The sequence below is a fragment of the Sphingobacterium kitahiroshimense genome (assembly GCF_025961315.1).
Classification (GTDB): Bacteria; Bacteroidota; Bacteroidia; order Sphingobacteriales; family Sphingobacteriaceae; genus Sphingobacterium; species Sphingobacterium anhuiense.
Genome location: NZ_JAOQNK010000001.1, coordinates 1,815,840 through 1,832,168, shown reverse-complemented (window position 1 = coordinate 1,832,168; position 16,329 = coordinate 1,815,840). Strand labels below are relative to the sequence as shown.

The window sequence follows — 16,329 nt, the reverse complement described above, 5'->3', positions numbered from 1 at the left end:
TTTCTTACTGATGGGAAAAAAATATTTTGATGTTGTGGGAGGTATAGTAAGTCTAATTGAATTTTTTAAATAAATAAAAAATTAATAAAGAAAGATTGATTCCTTAAGAAATTATAAGAAAGTCGGAATAATATCTCATCTTTAAATATGTAATTCGGAAGGAGTTGTTTTGCGTTGAGCCTAATCTAAAAAGTGTCAATTTTGTTGAAATAACGATAGGTTTGCTCATTTGTTAATGTGACAGGCGGGGGGATACAGCGTTAGAAAGCCGATTCGGCACGATAAGATAGGGAAGTATCATTTAAGGCAAAACAAGTTTTTACTTCCGTGTATAATATTGAAGTTTATGATTGTATCCCAGCTTAAAATAAAACTTATTGGACGAGAAGATTACAACCACGTATATCACTTTGATCAAAGCGACCTAAGACTTCAAAAGATCCATCATCATAGATTTTTCCGAGGTCTTGGGTTGCAATAAAAGAACACGAATATCGATTTGCTAAGTCAATAACATTGATAGCGCCTGTTTTTTTATTTTCAGCAAGCGTTAGCGGATCATTTGTTTCCCGAATTAAGATCTTCATCCAGTTGGGGTGTCTGAATATCCCGTTACCATATGAATAGCCCTGTGATAGCAATTCAGTCATTCCATATTCCGAATGTATTCCTGGAACTTGAAAGCTTTTACATAATAAATCATGAATTTCCTCACGGACCATTTCTTTACGTTTTCCTTTCATTCCCCCAGTTTCCATAATGATTAACTCCGGAAATGTCAATTCATATTTTTCAATAAAATCAAGAAGTGCAAATGTCACACCGAATAGCAAGGTTTTCGTGCCTTTAGCTTTTAATTTTATAAGGGTTTGATAAAGTTCCTCATGATTGTATAAGAAATAGTCACTTTCGGGTTGTTGACTATGTTGCATTAAATCATTGATCATGTAGATCAATGAAGAACCTGTTCGTTCTAAATAGGATGGAAGTAGCGCCAAAATGGCAATGTTGTCTATTTTTCCATAAAATTGTTCAAAAGCAGTGCGAAAGCTTTTTTCATATACTTCTTTTTTAGCCACCAGATGCTTACTTGTGGTGATTCCTGTTGTACCTGAGCTTGTGAATACAATTTCAGGACTGAAGTTGTCAGCTATAATTTCTTGAGATTTGAATAGTTCGATTGGGAGAAACGGAATTTTCGTATAATGATCTATTGTATGAGTTTTTTTATTCAAATACTGCACATACTGTCTGTAAATGCTTGTGTTTTCCATTTGAAAATGAAAAGTTTCCAAGCAAATTTCATTAAATTCTGTGTCATTTTGAATAGCAAATACCCGATCCCAGTTCATACGATTAAAATTTCAGTGCAAATATAGACATATAAAAGCTTTTACAATAAAAAAAGGTCCTTGATCACTTCAAGAACCTTTTTTATATGTATTATATATATATTATACCATACCACCATCTACAGGCAATACTTGTCCTGTGACATATGTTGAAAGGTCCGATGCAAGAAATAGACATGCATTTGCAACATCTTCTGCTTGACCTGCGCGTTTCATAGGAATACCAGCTTCCCATCCAGCAACAATTTTAGGATCTAAAATATCGGTCATTTCTGTGCGTATAAAACCTGGAGCAACTACGTTTGATCTAATATTTCTTGAGCCTAATTCTTTTGCCACTGATTTAGAGAAACCAATAATACCAGCTTTAGAAGCTGCATAATTAGCTTGACCAGCATTTCCTTGTATACCTACTACTGAACTCATATTGATGAAAGATCCTTTACGGTTTTTCATCATGATTTTAGAAGCTGCTTTAGTGACATTGAATACTGATTTTAAATTTACATTGATCACATCATCCCAGTTTTCCTCAGTCATGCGCATTAACAAACCATCTTTTGTTATTCCAGCATTATTAACAACCACATCAATAGTTCCAAAATCTGAAACAATATCATTGATGAGTTTTTCAGCCTCATCAAATTTTGATGCATCTGAACGATAACCTTTTACAGTAGTTCCAAAAGCCTGAAGTTCTTGCTCTAAAGCTTGGCCTTTTTCCACAGATGATAAATATGTGAATGCTACATTTGCACCGTTTTGGGCAAATACTTCAGCAATTTTTCTTCCTATTCCTTTTGATGCTCCAGTAATTAGAGCTGTTTTTCCTTCAAGTAGTTTCATTCTTATGTATTATATGTAATAAGGGTGCTTGCAAAAATGTTAAAAGTATACTACAATCGCAACACTCGGATCAATTTAATTCGTTAATTCTAAATAATAATTTGAATTAACATTACCCAGAGTCTTTATAATACCACTATTGTCATGCTAGCAGCTATTCATAAAAATTGCTGTGTTAGGGAATTCTTAATAATAGTATGGTATTTTTGAATAAGTGATTTTAAAAAGTACAGTTTTTTGACAAAAGGATTGCGTTAATATAAAAATCTATATTAAATTTGCATCAATCACGAAGACATGAGTAAAAAAACAAAAAATACCAAAGAGGTAGACGTCGTTTTAATTGGCGCAGGTATCATGAGCGCAACTTTGGGCACACTTATCAATGAGTTAAGCCCAGATATTAAAATAGAGATTTTAGAGCGCTTGGATGTTGTTGCAGCAGAGAGTTCGGATGCATGGAATAATGCTGGAACTGGTCACTCTGCATTATGTGAGTTGAATTATACCCCACAACAAGCGGATGGTTCTGTAAAAATTGATAAAGCAATCAGCATTGCAGAACAATTTGAGGTTTCCAAGCAATTTTGGACCTATTTAGTTGATAAAGGGGTCATAACAAAACCTGAAGATTTTATTCGCTCAGTACCTCATATGAGTGCTGTTTTTGGCGAAAAAGATATTGATTTTCTTCGTAAAAGATATGATGCACTATCCAAGAATAACTTGTTTAAAGGCATGGAATATACCGAAGATAAAGCTGTTTTGAATGAGTGGATTCCACTTATGATGAAAGGTCGTCCTGCTGATGATAAAATTGCGGCCACGAAAATGATCTTAGGAACTGATGTGAACTTTGGCGCTCTAACGCGTGATTTGGTACAACATCTAGATGCAAAAGATAATATTACATTACATCTTACACAAGAAGTCCGCGACATTGAACGGAATGACAATGGCACTTGGGAGTTGGAAGTTAAGGATTTGAAAACTGGAGAGAAAAGAACAATTAATGCCAAGTTTGTATTTATTGGTGCTGGTGGACATTCTTTATTGCTGTTAGAAAAATCTGGAATTCCAGAATCAAAAGGATATGGTGGTTTTCCAGTTGGCGGACAGTGGTTACGTTGTGTGAATGAGGATGTTATTAAAGATCATAACGCTAAAGTATATGGTAAAGCATCTATCGGTGCTCCTCCGATGTCTGTTCCACATCTTGATACCCGCTATATTGATGGTAAGCAGGCCTTATTATTTGGTCCATATGCTGGTTTTTCTACTAAATTCTTAAAACAAGGTTCTTACTTTGATTTACCTGCATCGATTAAGTTGTCGAATATTAAACCGATGTTATCCGTAGGTCGGGATAATATGGATTTGACTAAATATTTGATTTCTGAGGTGATGAAAAGTCCAAAAGATAAATTGGATGCTTTGAAGCAGTTTATGCCTACGGCAAAATTAGAAGACTGGAAAATTGAGGTTGCTGGTCAACGTGTTCAAGTAATCAAAAAAGATGCTAAACATGGTGGTGTTCTTGAATTTGGAACAGAAGTTGTATCCGCAGCAGATGGTTCTATTGCAGCCTTACTAGGAGCTTCACCAGGAGCATCGACTTCTGTCGCTATCATGATTAAATTACTGAAAAGATGTTTTCCTGAACGTGCAAAAGCAGACGAATATCGCAAGAAATTGCGTGAAATGATTCCTTCACATGGGCAATCATTAAATGATAATGTTGAACTGTGTGAAGCCACTAGAAAGCGTACACATACAGCATTAAAATTAGAGAATTTTAAAGATTAATTTCTTTTCACCATACTTATGGGGTGCTTGAAGTATTATTTACTGTTACAGGCTGAGATTATACCCAATAACAACAATTGCTCATCACAGTGAGCAATTGTTGTTATATACCTGATCCGGATAATGCTGGCGTAGGGATTTTAATTTCACAAATCGTGCATTTATAGCGACTCCCTAAGTGTGTATTGTTTTTATTTTACACACATATTAAATGCAGTTAAATCAAATTTTAAACGATTTTTTTCAGCAGGTTAAAGCTACATCCCTCGCAGAATGGCTAGCAGTAGGCTTTGGTATATTGCAGGTCTGGTTTGCAAAGTCCAATAAACCTATTAATTACCTTTTTGGTATTTCTGGTATTGTGATATCCATTTACGTTTTATATTTCGCAAAACTATACGGTGAAATTGCCTTGAACATGTATTACTTATTAATGAGTATTTATGGTTGGATTTACTGGCAGCAAAATAGTAATCATCAACATATCATATCGACCGCATCACGTAAGGATTGGATTATTGTCTTATTGATATGTATTATAGGATTTACCATATTCTATTTCGGATTGTTACATGCTACAGATTCAGATGTTCCGCTATGGGATGCCTTGGTATCTTGTACTGCATGGGCAGGCATGTGGTTGCTGGCAAAGCGGAAAATAGAAAATTGGATATTATTAAATATTAGTAATCTCATGGCGATCCCTTTGCTTTATCATAAAGATTTACTACTATTCGCAGCACTGACTGTATTTTTATTTGTGATGGCTTTCTTTGGTTATTTTAACTGGAAGAGAATTCTTAAACATGAACTAACATATGATACTTACTCAAGATCAAATTAATCTGATAAAAGACCAACAACAAGAGGCAATTTCTTTAAAAAGGATGACTGCAAAGCAGTTAGATTTAGCATTTCGTGAAAAGTGGTTTAAAATTTGGGTTCCGAAATCTCTTGGGGGACTGGGATTAACTCTTTTAGATGGAATGAAATTTTTAGAAGAATTGGCCTATCATGATGGTGGTTTGGCATGGACAATAACTTTATGTTCGGGAGCTAATTTATTTGTCGGTTTTATTGATCCGCAAATAGGAAAAGAAATTTTTCAAAATCCGGAAGTTTGTCTGGGAGGAAGTGGACGAGCATCTGGATATGCAGAAAGAGCGGATGGGGGATATCGTATTCATGGTCATTGGAAATATGCCACTGGTGCTCCGCATTTAAGTCATTTTACCGCCAATTGTATCATTACGGAAGATGGTAAACCTGTGCTCGATAAAAACGGTCAGCAAGTGATCCATTCGTTCTTTTTTGATCGGGATGATGTATTGATTCATTATGATTGGGATACTTTTGGATTAGAATGCACGGCTAGCCATAGTTTTTCTGTTGAAAATCATTTTGTGGGAAACTCTCGCAGTTTTTTGATTAATGAATCTGAAAGTACCTGGCCTGATTTTCTTTATCAGTATCCGTTTATTCCTTTTGCGGAATTAACCTTGCTGAGCAATTTTATTGGGATGTATAATAGATTTATTGATCTTGTTGAAAAATATTATATTTTAAAATCTCAAGATGCAGATTGGTTAAAGGACAAAGGTAAAAATCTGTTTAAACGTTTGGATGAGATGCAATGTGATTTTATTGAACGTAAGCGTCAAATTTATTGTTTGACAGAAGAATCTTGGGGTAATATATTGCTGGGGATTGAAAACGTTGAGATTTATGAGAAAATCGCAGTTACAAGCCGCAACTTTGTATCAGCTATTAAAAATAATACTGTGGAATTATTCCCTGGCTGCGGAATAGGTGCCGCGCAGCGCGAACAGGAAATGAACATTGTCTTTAGAAATATTTTTACTGCAACTCAACATAGCTTGTTGCAGCAATAAGACGATTTGTAATTCTTAAAATGTTGTAATTGTGGTTATTGATTTTCAATAGCTTTCTTTAAGTTTATTAAACGCACATAGGAAGGACATTTTTCTAACTCTCTGTTCCAGCGATCAAGTGCCGCTAAGTTTGCCTGCAGAAATTTAGGTAAATCAAAGATATGCATATCCACGGTAATTTGTATTTCATTTGGTAATGAAACCGTATTAAAATATTCTTTTAGTTCTTCAATAGTCATGCATCAAAGATAAAACTATAATGTGACAGAAAAAACTTATGAATGGACAATATTGTAGTTTAATCATCTATATTTATAAGGAATACTGTATTTTAACTGCATGATTATAGAAAAAAGTACTCCTCACGATTTGTCTGCACATATGGAATTGTATGAGCAGGCAATTGCCTATCAACATGCTTTAGGAAAAGTGAATTGGAAAGGATTTGAAGCTCGAGCTGTACTTGAAGAGATAAAAAATGGACAACATTATAAGATTGTTCTGAATAATCAAATCGCTTGTGTCTTTTTGTTAACAACTTCAGATCCTATTATATGGCAAGAGAAAGACAAAGATCCGGCAATTTATATTCACCGTATCGCTACAAACCCACTTTTTAGAGGTCAGAATTTCGTTATTAAGATTATAGCATTTGTTAAGGCTCTGGCCAGAGAGCGAAGTAAATTCTTTATTAGAATGGATACTACGGCGGGAAATGAGCGATTGAATCAATATTACGAGAAATGTGGTTTTACAATTGTTGATGTAGTTCGTATTAAAGAAGCTATTGATATGCCTGCTCATTATCAAAATAATTCTTTCACATTATTCGAAATGCTGTTATAGCGTATTTTGATAAGCTGTTTATGAAGGAATGCTCACTTCTTTCTGTTAAAGAAGTTATAATAAAAGTTTCAGGAGTGGTTACTTTGCAATTTTAGTCTTAATCCTAATTTTCCCCCCAAGTATGCCATTGGGATATAAGCTATAGTCAAATCTAGTATTGTGTACCACATTGGAGAGGGCAACATAAAGACACTTGCTACACCACCTGCTAAGAAAAAGACAGCTATTATAAACGCAAAGCTAAGTTTTTTCCCTTTGACTAACCAGGTTGTTATACATGCTCCGACTAAAGTTCCGATGGCATGTGCTAAAAAAGGAAAGACAAAATGCTTTGGTTCAAACATATGCATTGATGCTTTTAGTCCTTCTGTCGTGGTTACATCTGCACCATCTGGTGGAGGTATGATAGAACTACTGATTGTAATAAATATCATATTAACTATACTGCCAATGACCACACCCGCCACTATCGCTAATAAATTTCTCAAAATAGTATTCATAAATCGATTTTTAGGAGATGAAATTTATAATTGACGCTTTCTCAATTATCGTATTGATGTTGAAAGTCTAGTAAATTTAACATATTTTCAGGATATTACTTGCTATAAAAAATTGAAAGTTAACCGAACTAGCACCGTCTAAAAATTACAAATTGATTTTAATATTATTTAGTTTTTAGGGTATAATTTTTTGAAAGCATTGTATACTGCCTGGTGTACGATCGTTGCATGTAATTCGGTTGGTAAGTAATCAAATGACAAATTGATATTATTGTTTTTCTTTAATGATTGTGAAAACTTTATTGATTCATTATACATTTTTATATCTTCATCTTTATTTGGAACTCCTAAATATACGTTAAGTGTTTTTTTGATGTTAGCATTTAATAAATTTGCCGTTTCAAATAAGAGCTTTTGCTCTCCCCACCATAAACTAGGCGCAATAATAATATATTTAGTAAATAAATCAGGTTGTTTTAAGAGTATTTCAGACGCTAATAGACCAGCTAATGATTCTCCAATAAGAGTACGGTCTTTATTAGCGTTATATTTATTTTCCATGTAGGGCTGTAGTTCCTTTTGAAGAAATGAAATGTAAGCTTCAGATTTTCCGTATTGTGGAAAATTCTCTTTTTTAAAACCTTCTTTTTCCAGGAAGTCCAAGTTGGACACTGCAAATGTGAAATCTCTCTTTCTATTCGTATTTTCGATACCGACAACAATTGATTTTGGAAACTGCGCAATCCAGGGTTGTGTATAATAGCGAACGATTCCAACTATATGAATAAAATCTTCTTCTATGCCACCATCTAATATGTAAATTATTGGATATTTAATTGTATCAGCAACATTATATCCTTCTGGTAGATATATGTTTATTTTCCTATTTTCTTTGAGTATTGTAGAGTATATCTGATCAGTTTGCCCGATCGTAATTTTTTTTTGAGCAGATAGGTTATTTGCCGTAAACATGAACGCAATGAATAGTTGAATGTATTTCATCAATAGCTGTGTTGTGTTAAAGACACTTATTTTTGGTTTTTGCAAAGACAGAAGTAAGTGTATAAAAAGATTGTTAAAATTACGAGATTATAAAATAGCTTTTAAATGATAATCGTGTTTTTTTATTTTAATCTAATTAATCGTTCAAAATTAGCGGAAAACAGGGGTTTTAGTCTTTTAGGATTTACTTTACTTTGTGTTATTAATTTAAAATTTTATTATACACGTTTTACATGACTAGATTGATTATGACTTTGGGCTTATTATTTACTTCTATAATGAGTTTTTGTCAACAACTGGAAGTTAGTATCATCCAAGGAGGGGAAATAATCTCCAGCACTTTTGATCAGTATAAACTTGCTAAATCTCCATTCACTTTTCAACTAAACTCAGAAGGGATGGAAGGCTTTTTAGTAGGGGCGACATTGGATAAGGACGTTTATCTCGCAGCATTGGGAATTATCGATCATGAAGTTTCATGGTTTGAAAATACTGGAATGGCAGATGAGCAATTTAATCCAAATCAAACTTTAACGTTGAGTAATGATGTACCAAGTTACTGGTATTTTACATCAGCTCAAGATCATCGGTTTGATCCGAATGCGAAAGGTACTGCTAAAAGTTGGACAGGGAATCGTACTATTGACAAAATCGATATTTTGGAAGCAGATAAATTGATGTCAGTTACAGATTTAACACAACCAATTTACGTCATTTTTTATCAAGCTGAATATGATGAAAATTATAGTTTAGTAGATAAAGAAATAGTTTTTAAAGGTGAATTTACTTTTTTGTAAAAGATGTAATTTTCCTTACTGATGAGCCTTGTAAGTGGTATTGACAATCGTTTTTAAATTATATTATTTATTCGTAGATTTCTTTGTTTTTAATTCCTGTATACAATAATTAAACACTATAAGCATTTGATTGTTATGTATATAAGTAATGAAGAGATTTTTATGGAGAATGATAAAAAAAGTTTGAATGCGCGTGTTGTTCGATACAATAAGCATTACGGATTTTTAGAAAATCCTCAAAAATTTAGCATAGAGAGTGATCCACATCGATTGGTAATAAGAAATTATGCTTTACGTAATAATAGACGTGAACTATATGAAGAATACATTCGAAATCAATATCCAGAAAAAGTAGTAAAAGAATTAGGAGAGTTTGATTCTTGTTTAATGTATTTAAAATTTTTAAATAAGGAAGAAGCTAAAAATTGGTTTCTATCGAATGATACAAAAGTAGTGGAGTCTGATATAGAAGCATTGGAAAATGATGCTATTTTGCGAATGCTTTTTGTTGAAGATGAACAGGATCAAAAGGACCTTTTAAACGCAGAACAATCCTATATTTTAAATCGGGTCACTCCAGAATCAATATTGAAAATGCGTGATAATTTTTGGATTGATACGCGTATATGTTAGTCTTAATAACTATTGATTATAATAAAAGGAGGAAGTTTTAGCTTCCTCCTTTTATTATAATGAATTCAAATATCAGTTTAGAAATTTTATTATATAGCAGGTTCTTTACTTTCTTCAAGATATTTCTCCAGGCTATCATCAAGTTCATCCATCCATGCTGTATGATGAGTTTCTGCTTGAGTTCCATCTATGACCGATGTATAGATTTGATCTCGATAATTTAAAATATTATTTTCCTTGTCCTTTAACCAATTTTTAAACATGCTGCCCACTTTGTCAACATTAAAGTTTGGGTAATTTGTATAACTCATTAGATCTTTGATGTAATTTGTTTGAAAATCAACATGATCTTCTCCTGTTTTTGTAAGTGCTTCATCATCCATCCATTTTTTGATTTCTATAATGCGTTCTTTTTTAGGTGGTAGCGGGATTTTTCCTAGCATGTAATCACGTGCAAACCAAGCTTGTGTATCAAACATATTGAAAGTATAATATTGATCTTGCATTCCTAAAAATATTAAACGTTCATTATGATTAAAGATTACTCCTTTAAACAAGTCATCTGGATATAGACAATTATTGGTTTTTAATCGCATATTATCAGGTAAAAATGGGAATTTATGTTGATAACCAGTACATAATATGACCGCATCAAACTCTTCTTGACTGCCATCTTCGAAGTACGCTATACTATCTTCGAAATGAGATAATTTTGCTTTCTCCTTTATGCCATCAGGCCAGTTGCACCCAATCGGACTTGTTCTATAAGCTATTGTCACAGATTTACTTCCGTGCTTGTAGCATTGTACGCCAATATCTTCAGCGGAATAACTACTTCCGATAAGGAGTAAGCGCTGATCTTTAAATTGGTCAGCACCTCTAAAATCATGTGCGTGCATAACTGCGCCAGGGAAATTCTCTATTCCTTTAAAGTAAGGGAGATTAGGGGTGGAAAAATGACCAGTACCAACCACTAAATAATCGAAAAATTCTTCAAAAGTTTCATTCTTTTTTAGATTATCAAAGATAACTCTAAACTGTTTTTTGTCTTCAATATAATCCACCCATCTTGCAACGGTATTAAATTGGATGTAATCTCTGGCGTTGCTTTGATTGATACGTCCCTGGATATAATCAAAAAGTACTTCTCGCGGAGGGTAGGAGGATATTGTTTGACCGAAATGTTCTGTGAATGTATAATCAGCAAATTCTAGACATTCTTTTGGACCATTAGACCATAAGTATTTGTACATGCTACCATGTAGGGGTTCTCCGTATTTACCAACACCTGTCCGCCAGGTAAAGTTCCACATTCCACCCCAATTGTCCTGTTTTTCGTAGCATTTAATTTCTGGGATGGGATTACCTTTTTTCTGTTCCGATTCAAATGCTCGTAGCATAGCTAGCCCGCTGGGGCCAGCACCAATAATTCCAACTTTAAAATTTGTCATATAATATAATTAACATGTATACTCATCTAAAATAGATGAGTGCAATAATTCGTCTTTAAAATCGAATTTTTAATTCTAGACCATACTTCCAAATGAGTATGCAGATGAAGAGATTTTTTTATAATCTCTAAAATAGATGGCAAAAGCCAATAAGATACACAACTTATACTATGTTGCGATAAGTAAATGACTAGAAACTATTTTTCAAAAAAAATATCTGTATGCTGTCAATATGGCTAAGATAACCAAAATTTGGATAGGTATCAAGGATTGGTCAAATGTAACTGCTTTATTATTATGCTTTATTATTACGAATTTTGATCGTTGAAATTGTTTTTTATTTTGAGCAATTGCTCAGAAATATTCAGATCTGGAAAAGTTTATATATGCTTCAATATAAAATCTACCCTTAGATCAACAGCTCCTATAGGTACTTCTATTACATTATAACCATTATTAAAATAAGTTTTTTTCATAATTTCAAATGTATAGAGAGCTTCTTCCCATGTTTGTTTTCTTTCATCGTCAGTTGTATAGATCTGTGACCAAGGAGGAAGTATAAATACAGTGCTATTGTATTTATGGGTTTTTGCATTTTGAAGCATTGCAGTAGGAATTTTGAAGTTAATCATTTCTGCATAACAAATGGTGTCTACTATACCGCGATCAAAGAAGTAAATGTTATCGTTCTTATTGGATATTGCATGATAGCTTTTTACTGATGCATTAAGCAGTAATAAAGCATATAAATCTTTATTTTTCCAGGGTAAAGCATCTCCTCTTTTTAGTATCTGCTGTTTAATGATTGATCGGGCATCTTCTGCAACCGTAGAATATCCTTTAGACTTTAAAGCATCAATCAAGGTGGTTTTGCCCACACCAGGCCCTCCTGTGATGACATAAAAGTTATTTTTACGTGTATTCATTTTGTTTTTGTGTATTAATAATTGTTATTTTTTGAAGGTAAGTTCTCGTACTGATTATAGTTTTTTGTTTGAGTAATATCGTAACGGATAGAAGGGGATTTGTAAAGTTAAGTAAATCATTAAATAGGTAGGTTTTGAAATGGAAAATCTAGGTAGCTTATTTATAATAATAAGCCTGTAGGGGTTTGTGCTTTGATTAAAATGCATCAAGAAGATTATGATTATGAAATGGCTAAAATGGCAGTTTCACCGAGCGCACAAGGAAAAAATATTGGATTTCTACTGGGGCAGGCGGTATTAAAGAAGGCAAAGGAATTAGGAGCGCAAAATTTGTATTTAGAAAGTAATACTATTTTAAAGCCAGCAATTAATTTATATCATAAATTAGGATTTAAAAAAATAGCAGGACGAGATACGTCTTATAAACGTTGTAATATACAAATGGCGTTGCATTTAGATCGTTCATATCAATAGATTGATTTCATTTTAAGTTTTAGAACTGTTGATCGACTTTAATAATTGTATATTATTTGACAGTATAGCTATACTGTCAAATAATCATGACTATGTATGAAGTTGATTCCTAAAAAAAATAATTCGTTTTATTTTTTTTGATGTGAAATTTTGATCTAATTATGAAGTTATGATTTAATCATAACTTCCGATTTGCGCGTTTATTGATTACAATTAAAATATGTTAATCGATGTAATTATTCGAAAGACAAACTAATTTTATTAAAACCTAGTCCTTTAAGTAAAGGGGTGAAAACATTTAGTGCATTTGCTCGGGTTTGTTGCAATATGTCTGATTTCTTCACCTCGGTTGCAATCTCCTTTTCCGCATTTTTATAGGCTTCATCTACAAGGTCAGCTTCTCGAAAGAATGCCATTTTGGTATCGTAAACTCGGGAAGATTTATGATCTATCTTTATGTAGCAAATTTCAGGTAAAGGTAAACGCATAGAAACAGAGTCTCCAAAAACTTCAATATCTTCTTGTTTGACTTTTGTTAAATCGATACATCCAACGGCATCTGCTTTTATGATAAGTAGTACACTTGCGTCGGGTAAGAATGTTGTAATATTTTTATGTTCAACAACATCGCTAAATCTATATTTGACCAATTCAAGCTTGCCCATTGCTTCTATTCGCTCGATCAAAAGTTGATGTGTAGTAACTTTTGTAGTTTTGTTTTCAAACTTAGACCATAGCAACCATCCGAAGACCGCAATAATAGCTAATAAGAATATTACTTTTAAAAATCTTGCCATAACTTAATACAATCAATTTATAGACCAACAATTACTATATATATGTAAAATTTTTATTTCATTACGATTTTATGTGATGTATCATAGCTTAACGTATAAGTATATAATAAGCTACATTGGTTATTTGATGTGGGCATATTGTGCATAGAAAAGGTACAGAAGGCCTGTATGTTTAGTGGATCTAGTATCATCGTATAGTTCGTGTTGTATGATCCTAGGCTAGTCCTTGTGTGGTGCAAGTGGGGTCATATAGTCCTTGTTGTATGATCCTAGGGTTGTACTTGGGTGGAGGTGTGTGATCATAGAATTGATAGTGTATGATCCTAGATTAACCTATTGTTATTCTTTATAATAGGGTAGCTACATTGTTGAGGATTTTTGTTTATGTATTTTTTGTACTTGTTTTCAGTAAGCCGTTTCTATAAAGATTCAGTGCTCCTTGCATGATGTGATTGATCGTAACTAAATCGAAGTCTGCGTTGGGATCAACATAAAAAACTTTCATTTTAGAACGATTTCCCGATTGAAGAGCTGGAATATCTAAATGTCTGCCTTCTACCTGTAAATAGCAAATTTACTTTCATCAATTTTTAGCAAAAGTATTTCACCACTTTTCTTCAAAAAAATACATTTACTTTTCCGGTGTATTTTCTTGTTTTTTTTCAGGGAAGATCGTTTGTCTGTTATCCATCCGATAACTTGTTCCTTTCAATTTAACAACCTCACATCGATATAATAATCTATCCAATAATGCTGTTGCCAGCACTTCGTCCTCAAGCGTTTCTGCCCACTGTTTTGGAGACTTATTGGTTGTGATAATGATGGATGCCTGTTCATGGAGGTGGTTGATCATATTGAAGAAAGCCACAGCCTGAACTTTATTGATAGGGAAAAGCATGATATCATCAATAGCCAGTACATGTGCTTTTAATAGCCGGTTATACGCATTCATTGCCGATACAGTGATATCCTTCATCTTGAGGATATTGGTTAGTTCCTCCATACTCAGAAAATATGCACGGTAGCCGGCAATCAGAGCGTCATGGATCAGCCCCGCTGCCAGATATGTTTTTCCTGTTCCGCTGGGTCCCATCAGTATCAGGTTATAATTCTGTTCGAGCCACAACAACTCTCTGAGCTGAGCCAGTTCAGCCTTTAATAATCCGTTGGACACATTAAAGTCATAGCTGTCCAGATCATTATGCTTGGGTAATTTGGCCAGCCGGATTCTTCTTTCCAGATCTGCCGATTTTCGGTAGCTCACTTCACTTGCCAATATCTCCATGATAAAATCCATATAGGACGGTTTATCGATCTGTGCCCGATGGATCAGTTCTTCCGGAGCTTTTTTGAGATTGGTCAGACGCAATGTCTCTGCATGTTCTTTGATTTGTTTGATCTGTTCCATGATTAGTTGAGTATAGATTCATAATAATTGATATTACTGGTTTCAGGATCCAGGCCCTGCTGTAAATGCGTAGTGTCAGCACTGGATCCGACTGTTAGATATTCTGTGCCTGCAGGATGCAGTTTCTTCTGCAGATTGAGAACCTGGGAGAATTCATAGGCATTGAAGATTTTGTTTTCCAGACATATGCCCAATGTCTGATCTATAGATTCCTGCGATGCACTCCTGAGATTTTTAAGGATCACTTTCAGACTGTCATGGTAATACCTCGGTCTGTTTTCTTTTAAAAGCGTAAGATAAATGACCCCATTATTATTGTTAAAAAGAGCGGTCACTTCTGCTGTGGTTTGTTCAACACGGTCTGAACCGGTTCTTTTATGTCCTTCAAGACGTACGATATAGCCTTTCTGCTGTGAGATGATATGCCGTGCCACTATCTGATTCGCTTCGCTATAGATGCACATACTGCTCCCCTTGATTTCAAGCAGTACTTTGGTTCCCTGACCTTTATAACTTCCAGATGGAAGACTATAGTAATTGCCCCGATAGGTAATACAGTTATCTTTTCTTACAAAGTATTCAGGTAACATTGTCTTAGGTAAAGTTGGAGCAGCAGTGATAGACTGCAGATACTTTTGCTCCATCAGCCATTCCTTATGGGGTATCTTACCGGTGCTGCCATGTACTTTTCCGTTGCCACGTCTTTTAAGCCAGTCCAGAGCCTCTTTCTGCAGGACAGGAACTGTTTTATATAAGCGTCCACGAAGAAAGTTATGCTTTACATATTTGACCACATTCTCTATTTTTCCCTTTGATTCAGGATCAGCCTTTCTGCAGAACACTGGTTCAAATGGGTTACTGTCACAAAAAGAACGGAAACCGTCAGTCAACAGGATATCGCCAAGGTTTTCTTCCTGGATGAATACCCGGTCCTGGTCATAGATGATCTGCTGAGGGATACCCTGAAAAAACTCAAAAGCAAGTTCATGTGCATAAACAGCTGTTGTGGTGGTAAACGGATGGTTCTGGAAGTAAACAAACTTTTGCCGAGAGCGGCTCAGTACCATTGCAAAGAAGTAAACTTTCATCTGGTAAGTGGTGTCGGTCTGCATAAAGGCCTGTCCAAAGTCAACCTGTGCCTGCTGGCCATAAGGTGTATCCGGCAATTTTTCATAATCACGCGCCTGTTTATCCCTGTATTTTACCAGGCCATGTTCAAGACGGATGTTCCTGACAAAATTATAGATGGTTTTGCTATGTACCGTAGGGAGGTCGGAATATCGCTCCATAAGGCGATCCTCAACCTGTGCGGCGGATAGATAGGGCTGAAGCTCCAGGGTTTCTTTCACATAACTGTAATAGACCGAAAGTTTCTTGGGGAGATTTCTGGGCCGTGAGATCCAGTCATGGAAACCTTTTTCTGAAAGTGACAGATACTTGCGTACTGTAGCCCGGTCTAAACCGGTTTCAACATGAATCTGACTTATGTTTAGTCCCGATCCAATTAATTCTTTAACTTTGTACCACATAAAAACTCTGTTTTTATTAAGAGGCCGACATTGATTTTGTTTCACACCAAAAGATGCGGCCTTTTTTTAA

The 16,329-nt window shown here is 34.5% G+C and carries 17 protein-coding genes; 7 read left to right on the top strand and 10 right to left on the bottom strand.

Annotation, left to right across the window (positions count from 1 at the left end):
* Positions 1–374: 374 nt before the first annotated feature.
* Positions 375–1,352: an acyl transferase gene (locus M2265_RS08340; RefSeq protein WP_132772769.1), complete on the bottom strand. Its 978-nt coding sequence runs from the start codon at positions 1,350–1,352 to the stop codon at positions 375–377.
* 102 nt (positions 1,353–1,454) lie between these two features.
* The gene (fabG, locus tag M2265_RS08335) at positions 1,455–2,198 is read right to left on the bottom strand and encodes a 3-oxoacyl-[acyl-carrier-protein] reductase (protein WP_132772767.1); all 744 of its coding nucleotides are present in this window, start codon (positions 2,196–2,198) and stop codon (positions 1,455–1,457) included.
* Positions 2,199–2,495: 297 nt separating this feature from the next.
* Here fabG and M2265_RS08330 point away from each other — a divergent pair, with 297 nt between their 5' ends.
* The 3 genes from M2265_RS08330 (at position 2,496) to M2265_RS08320 (ending at position 5,896) form a co-directional block, all read left to right on the top strand.
* Complete coding sequence (locus M2265_RS08330; protein ID WP_132772765.1) at positions 2,496–4,004, top strand: malate:quinone oxidoreductase; 1,509 nt, start codon at positions 2,496–2,498, stop codon at positions 4,002–4,004.
* A gap of 211 nt (positions 4,005–4,215) precedes the next feature.
* Positions 4,216–4,848 (top strand): nicotinamide riboside transporter PnuC, encoded by a 633-nt coding sequence (gene pnuC / locus M2265_RS08325; protein ID WP_132772764.1) that lies wholly within the window; start codon positions 4,216–4,218, stop codon positions 4,846–4,848.
* Positions 4,823–5,896, top strand: a complete 1,074-nt coding sequence (locus tag M2265_RS08320) for an acyl-CoA dehydrogenase (protein ID WP_132772762.1) — start codon at positions 4,823–4,825, stop codon at positions 5,894–5,896. The genes pnuC and M2265_RS08320 overlap by 26 nt, the downstream gene beginning before the upstream one ends.
* Before the next feature lie 35 nt (positions 5,897–5,931).
* Here the strand turns inward: M2265_RS08320 and M2265_RS08315 are convergent, their stop codons facing one another.
* Positions 5,932–6,135, bottom strand: a complete 204-nt coding sequence (locus tag M2265_RS08315; protein WP_021190787.1) for a DUF6965 family protein — start codon at positions 6,133–6,135, stop codon at positions 5,932–5,934.
* 100 nt (positions 6,136–6,235) lie between these two features.
* Between M2265_RS08315 and M2265_RS08310 the strand changes: the two genes are divergently transcribed.
* Positions 6,236–6,742 (top strand): GNAT family N-acetyltransferase, encoded by a 507-nt coding sequence (locus tag M2265_RS08310; protein WP_132772761.1) that lies wholly within the window; start codon positions 6,236–6,238, stop codon positions 6,740–6,742.
* A 68-nt stretch (positions 6,743–6,810) separates the two neighbouring features.
* Here M2265_RS08310 and M2265_RS08305 read toward each other — a convergent pair whose 3' ends face one another.
* Both M2265_RS08305 and M2265_RS08300 read right to left on the bottom strand, forming a co-directional pair.
* Positions 6,811–7,242 carry a hypothetical protein gene (locus tag M2265_RS08305; protein WP_132772759.1) on the bottom strand — a complete coding sequence of 144 codons (432 nt, stop codon included), beginning with the start codon at positions 7,240–7,242 and terminating at the stop codon, positions 6,811–6,813.
* A gap of 168 nt (positions 7,243–7,410) precedes the next feature.
* The gene (locus M2265_RS08300) at positions 7,411–8,244 is read right to left on the bottom strand and encodes an alpha/beta hydrolase (RefSeq protein ID WP_132772758.1); all 834 of its coding nucleotides are present in this window, start codon (positions 8,242–8,244) and stop codon (positions 7,411–7,413) included.
* Between the two features lie 233 nt (positions 8,245–8,477).
* On the opposite strand from M2265_RS08300, the gene M2265_RS08295 reads away from it, so the two are divergent.
* Both M2265_RS08295 and M2265_RS08290 read left to right on the top strand, forming a co-directional pair.
* Positions 8,478–9,041 carry a hypothetical protein gene (locus M2265_RS08295; RefSeq protein WP_132772757.1) on the top strand — a complete coding sequence of 188 codons (564 nt, stop codon included), beginning with the start codon at positions 8,478–8,480 and terminating at the stop codon, positions 9,039–9,041.
* A 135-nt stretch (positions 9,042–9,176) separates the two neighbouring features.
* Positions 9,177–9,674 (top strand): hypothetical protein, encoded by a 498-nt coding sequence (locus M2265_RS08290; protein ID WP_021190782.1) that lies wholly within the window; start codon positions 9,177–9,179, stop codon positions 9,672–9,674.
* Positions 9,675–9,763: 89 nt separating this feature from the next.
* Here the strand turns inward: M2265_RS08290 and M2265_RS08285 are convergent, their stop codons facing one another.
* Complete coding sequence (locus tag M2265_RS08285) at positions 9,764–11,125, bottom strand: NAD(P)-binding domain-containing protein (RefSeq protein ID WP_021190781.1); 1,362 nt, start codon at positions 11,123–11,125, stop codon at positions 9,764–9,766.
* Between the two features lie 380 nt (positions 11,126–11,505).
* Positions 11,506–12,051 carry an AAA family ATPase gene (locus M2265_RS08280; protein ID WP_132772753.1) on the bottom strand — a complete coding sequence of 182 codons (546 nt, stop codon included), beginning with the start codon at positions 12,049–12,051 and terminating at the stop codon, positions 11,506–11,508.
* Between the two features lie 159 nt (positions 12,052–12,210).
* On the opposite strand from M2265_RS08280, the gene M2265_RS08275 reads away from it, so the two are divergent.
* Positions 12,211–12,525, top strand: coding sequence for a GNAT family N-acetyltransferase (locus M2265_RS08275; protein ID WP_262708433.1), 315 nt, complete (start codon positions 12,211–12,213; stop codon positions 12,523–12,525).
* Between the two features lie 236 nt (positions 12,526–12,761).
* Here the strand turns inward: M2265_RS08275 and M2265_RS08270 are convergent, their stop codons facing one another.
* The 3 genes from M2265_RS08270 to istA form a co-directional block, all read right to left on the bottom strand.
* Positions 12,762–13,322, bottom strand: coding sequence for a DUF4230 domain-containing protein (locus M2265_RS08270; protein ID WP_021190778.1), 561 nt, complete (start codon positions 13,320–13,322; stop codon positions 12,762–12,764).
* A 631-nt stretch (positions 13,323–13,953) separates the two neighbouring features.
* Entirely contained in the window at positions 13,954–14,730 is a 777-nt protein-coding gene (gene istB / locus M2265_RS08265; protein WP_264599342.1) for an IS21-like element helper ATPase IstB, read from the bottom strand.
* A 2-nt stretch (positions 14,731–14,732) separates the two neighbouring features.
* Positions 14,733–16,259, bottom strand: coding sequence for an IS21 family transposase (gene istA, locus M2265_RS08260; protein ID WP_264599345.1), 1,527 nt, complete (start codon positions 16,257–16,259; stop codon positions 14,733–14,735).
* Between the last annotated feature and the right edge of the window lie 70 nt (positions 16,260–16,329).